This window comes from Actinosynnema sp. NPDC023658 (assembly GCF_040639995.1).
Taxonomy (GTDB): Bacteria; Actinomycetota; Actinomycetes; order Mycobacteriales; family Pseudonocardiaceae; genus Actinosynnema.
Genome location: NZ_JBFAAX010000238.1, coordinates 3,840 through 8,639, shown reverse-complemented (window position 1 = coordinate 8,639; position 4,800 = coordinate 3,840). Strand labels below are relative to the sequence as shown.

Sequence of the window (4,800 nt, the reverse complement as noted above, 5' to 3'; positions counted from 1 at the left end):
GTGAGAAGGGTGTTCAGGTCTGTCGTCACAAACGGATCTTGAACACCCTTCGTCCGTCTCCGGACCTCACCCCGTCTTACGCATTACTCGTCTAGCCCGATCCGCTGGTGCGTGACGTTCGCCAGGTCCACCCGGAACAGCTTCGGCTGGGCCTCGGCCAGGTCGCGGTAGAGGTCGGTGGCCTCCTCTATCGCGGCCAACGCCTCGTCGCGGCGGCCGAGCGCGGCGTAGCGGCGGCTCAGCTGGTCGAGCGCGCGGGCGAGCTGCGACGTGCAGTCGCGGTCCTCGGCGGCGACGACCCGGCACAGCGCCACGGCTTCCTCGGACGCGGCCAGGGCGTCCGCCGGCCGGTCCACCGCGACGTACCGCAGGCCGAGGTCGGCCAGGGCGTCCGCGAGCGCGGGGCGGTGCTCGGTCGGGTCCTCCTCGGCCAGCTCCCGGTACAGGGCGACCTCCCGGCGTGACGCGGACAGGGCCTCCTCGTGCAGCGACGCCAGGGCCGCGCGGGCGGCCAGGAGGCCGTGCAGCTCGGCTCGTTCGAGCCGGCCGGTGGCCTGCCGCGCGAGGGTCCGGGTGAGGATCGCCGGCAGCGGGTCGCCGTGGAAGCGCGGGTCGTCGAACACCCGTCGGGCGACGGCCGCCGCCGGTCCGGGCCACTCCGCGAGGATCCTCAGCGCGGCGCCGGTCGCGACGTCCGCGAGCTCCGGGTGGGCGGTGAACAGCTCCTCGGCGCGGCGGCGTACGTGCGGCACGCGTGCGGCGGCGGCGCGGAGCAGCGTCTCCAGGGCCTCCGGGGAGCGGTCGGGCGTGATCCGGTCGTCCAGCAGCGCGGCGGCCAGCACGTCCTCCGCGAGCCGGCCGGGCACCGGGTCGGTGGCGACCAGCCAGTGGGCGGGTGTGCCGCACACCTCGGCCAGGGCGGCCAGGTGCAGCTCGTGCACGGTCGCCACGTCCGGCGCGGCGGTGGTCGGGAGCGGGAGGCCCAGGGCGTAGGCGAAGTGGGCGCAGGCGGTGGCGAAGGACGTCCCGTGCTCGTCCGGGCACGGGGTGACGGCGAGGTCGTCCGTGCGGTAGCCGAGGCGCGCGGCGCGCTGGCGCAGCGCCGACCACCACCAGCCCGCCGTCCGGGCGACCAGCAGGATCCGGGGTTGCCGCAGGTCGAGCCGCGCGACCAGGTCGGCGTCGTCCACGACGAGGACGTCCGAGCCCTCCGCGAAGTGCCGCGCCAGCCTGGTCTTGCCGACACCGGCCGGACCGTGCAGGAGCATCGCGGACAACGCCTCGTCACCGTCCCGCCACCGCGCCAGGTCGGCCAGCTCGTCCGTGCGCCCGTGGAACGGCACCACCTCGTACCGCGGGTCCAGCAGCTCACCGGGCGACAGGGTGCGGTCCACCGCCCCATCCTGCTCCCGGCCCCGATTCACGATCGGGTGAGTAGCCCCGACCCGCCCCCTCGCGAGGTCGCGTCGCCCTCGCCGCCGTCTGCGGAGCAGCGGCCATCGAACACTGTCGGTCCTCCAGTCCACAATCAGAGGCATGCTCGTCGCGCTGGTGTCGGAAGGGGAGAACGCGGGTCGGTTCCGCGTGCTCTCCGACGCCGGCGTGCCCGAGAGGTCCGCGGTGCGGACGTCGGACCTGGCGGCGGCGGTGTCCGAACTGGAGGGCCGCCACCGGCCCCGGTGGCTGTGGGCGGAGACGGCGGAGGTCTACCCCGACCTGTTGGCGCGCGGGGTGCGGGTGGAGCGGTGCCAGGACCTCGCGCACGTCGAGTACCTGCTGCTGGCCTACCGGGGTCGGCACGCCGAGCCGCGCGGCCTCGGTGCTGCCGTGGCCCGGCTGCGCGGCCTGCCCGTGCCGGACGACCAGGGACCGCGCAAGCGGGACACCCAGCCGACCCTGTTCGAGCCCGAGCAGCAGCGGTTGCCCGGTGACGCCGACCCGCTCGACGCGGTGGTCGCGGTGCACGCCGAGCAGCAGCGGCTGGTCGCCACGCTCCCGCACGCCGACGGGCTGCGGCTGCTGTTCGCGGCCGAGTCCGCCAGCGCGCTGGCCGCCGCCGAGATGACGCACTTCGGCCTGCCGTGGCGCGCGGACGTGCACGAGAAGCTGCTGGTGGACACCCTCGGACCGCGTCCGCCCGGCGGGGCTCGGCCGGTCAGGCTGGCCGAGCTGGCCGACCGGATCACGGCGGCGTTCGGCGGCAAGCAGGTCAACCCGGACCACCCGCCGGGCATCGTGCGCGCGTTCGCCCGCGAGGGCATCGACATCCCGTCGGCGCGCGCCTGGGTGCTCAAGCGCGTGGACCACCCGGCGGTGGAGCCGCTGCTGGAGTACAAGGAACTGGCCCGGCTGTGGGTGGCGCACGGCTGGTCGTGGTTGGACACCTGGGTCGCGGACGGTCGGTTCCGGCCGGACTACGTGGTCGGCGGCGTGGTGTCCGGGCGGTGGGCGACGCGGGGCGGTGCGGCGTTGCAGATCCCCCGGACGCTGCGCACGGCGGTGCGCGCCGACCCGGGGTGGAAGCTCGTGGCGGCGGACGCGGCGCAGCTGGAGCCGAGGGTGCTGGCGGCGTTGTCGAACGACCACCGGTTCACCGCGGTGTCCTCCGACGACGACCTCTACACGACGTTGGCCGCGGAGGCGTTCGACGGCGACCGGGGCAAGGCGAAGCTCGCGATGCTATCCGCGATGTACGGCGGCACGGGCGGTGACGCCGGTCCGGCGATGGCGGTGCTGCGCCGCCGGTTCCCCGAGGCCGTCGGGTACGTGGAGGCCGCCGCCGTGGCGGGTGAGCAGGGGCGCATGGTCCGCTCCAGGCTGGGCCGCACCAGCCCGCCGCCGTCGGAGGCGTGGCACGCCGCGACCGGCGACACCGACGACGGCGAGGACGCGTTGCGCCGGTCCCGGCGGGCGGCGCGGGACTGGGGCCGGTTCACCCGCAACTTCGTGGTGCAGGCCAGCGCGGCGGACTGGACGGCGGCGCTGCTCGGCGTGCTGCGGCGGCGGTTGCACCAGTCGGCCCGCGGCGCGCACCTGGTGTTCTTCCAGCACGACGAGGTGCTCGTGCACTGCCCGGAGGAGCTGGCCGAGGTCGTGTGCCGGGAGGTGACGGCGGCGGGCGGCGAGGCGTCCCGGCTGGTGTTCGGCGCGACCCCGGTCCGGTTCCCGCTCAAAGCGGTGCCGGTGGACTCCTACGCCGACGCCAAGTAGCGGCTTTTGCGCCGTTCGGCCCCTTGATCGATCATCGTGAGAGCGCTCTCATGAGCGCAGGCGATTTTGTTGTCGCGCCGAACGTGTGGGAACAGTGACAAGGAGGTCACCGCTCATGGAGTTCAGCCGGAGCCGACGACGACGCGTGCTCGCGACCGCCGCCGCCCTCATCACCGCCGTGCCGCTCGCCGTCGTCGCGACCCTGTCCGCCGACGCCTCGGTGCCGACCACCCCGTCGGGCTGGACGTTGCAGTGGAGCGACGACTTCAACGGGGCCGCCAACTCGCTGCCGTCGTCCTCGAACTGGATCATCGACACCGGCCACGGCTACCCGGGCGGCCCGGGCAACTGGGGCACCGGCGAGATCCAGGACTACACCAGCAGCACGAACAACATCAAGCTGGACGGCTCGGGCAACCTGCGCATCACCGCGCTGCGCGACGGCTCGGGCAACTGGACGTCGGGCCGCGTCGAGACCCAGCGGTCGAACTTCAAGCCCCCGTCGGGCGGCAAGCTCGCCATCGAGGGCCGCATCCAGATGCCGAACGTCACCGGCCAGGCCGCGCTCGGCTACTGGCCCGCGTTCTGGGCGCTCGGCAGCCCCTACCGCGGCAACTACTGGAACTGGCCCGCCATCGGTGAGTTCGACATCATGGAGAACGTCAACGGCATCAACTCCGTGTGGGGCGTGCTGCACTGCGGCGTGAACCCCGGCGGGCCGTGCAACGAGACGAACGGCCTCGGCGCGAGCCGCGCGTGCCCCGGCTCGTCGTGCCAGTCGGCGTTCCACACCTACCGCTTCGAGTGGGACGAGAGCTCCTCGCCCAAGGCGTTGCGCTGGTACGTGGACGGGCAGCAGTTCCACAGCGTCACCCAGAACCAGCTCGACGCGACCACGTGGAACAACATGACCGGCCACGCGGGCTACTTCCTGCTGCTGAACCTGGCCATGGGCGGCGCGTTCCCCAACGGCGTCGCGGGCTCCGGCACGCCCACGGCGGCCACCGCGTCCGGCCACTCGCTGGTCGTGGACTACGTCGCGGTGTGGTCGACCGGTGGCGGCACCCAGCCGACCACCACGACCACGACCACGAGCCAGCCCGGCGGCAGCGGGTGGGACGCGTTCTCCGACATCCAGGCCGAGCAGGCCACGTCCCGGTCCGGGGGCACGATCGAGTCGGCCGACGGCGGTCAGGCGGTGGCGCAGCTGGGCAACGGCAACTCGCTGCGGTTCTCCGGCGTCCGGTTCGGCTCCCGCACCGCCACGCAGTTCGTCGCCCGAGCCGCGTCCGGCGCGTCCGGCGGGGTGAGCGGCCTGGTCGAGGTGCGGCTGGACAGCCCGACCGCGACGCCTGTCGGCAGCTTCGCCATCGCCAACACCGGCGGGTGGCAGAGCTGGCGGACGGTGCCCGCGAACATCTCCGGGGTCACCGGCACGCACGACGTCTACGTCACGTTCACCAGCGGCCAGCCCGCGCCGTACGTGAGCGTGAACTGGGTCCGCTTCGGCACGTGAGGACTCGTGGCGGGGCGCCGGCGGCCCGGGGCCGCGCGGGCCCCCACAAACCAAGAGCGTGTGTTGCAGGGACC

At 74.0% G+C, this 4,800-nt stretch carries 3 protein-coding genes; 2 read left to right on the top strand and 1 reads right to left on the bottom strand.

The genetic code is table 11. From position 1 onward, the window contains the following. Positions 1-83: 83 nt before the first annotated feature. The gene (locus AB0G02_RS22080; protein WP_360797342.1) at positions 84-1,394 is read right to left on the bottom strand and encodes a hypothetical protein; all 1,311 of its coding nucleotides are present in this window, start codon (positions 1,392-1,394) and stop codon (positions 84-86) included. Positions 1,395-1,536: 142 nt separating this feature from the next. Between AB0G02_RS22080 and AB0G02_RS22075 the strand changes: the two genes are divergently transcribed. Further along, on the top strand, positions 1,537-3,210 hold the full coding sequence (locus AB0G02_RS22075) for a bifunctional 3'-5' exonuclease/DNA polymerase (RefSeq protein ID WP_360797340.1): 1,674 nt from the start codon (positions 1,537-1,539) through the stop codon (positions 3,208-3,210). Between the two features lie 115 nt (positions 3,211-3,325). Next, positions 3,326-4,726 carry a carbohydrate-binding protein gene (locus tag AB0G02_RS22070; RefSeq protein ID WP_360797338.1) on the top strand — a complete coding sequence of 467 codons (1,401 nt, stop codon included), beginning with the start codon at positions 3,326-3,328 and terminating at the stop codon, positions 4,724-4,726. Positions 4,727-4,800: the final 74 nt, after the last annotated feature.

What these genes read in the sequence shown, in the direction of transcription:
- AB0G02_RS22070 (WP_360797338.1), top strand. Translation starts at nt 3,326, where the DNA reads ATGGAGTTCAGCCGGAGCCGACGACGACGCGTGCTCGCGACCGCCGCC.
- AB0G02_RS22075 (WP_360797340.1), top strand. Translation starts at nt 1,537, where the DNA reads ATGCTCGTCGCGCTGGTGTCGGAAGGGGAGAACGCGGGTCGGTTCCGC.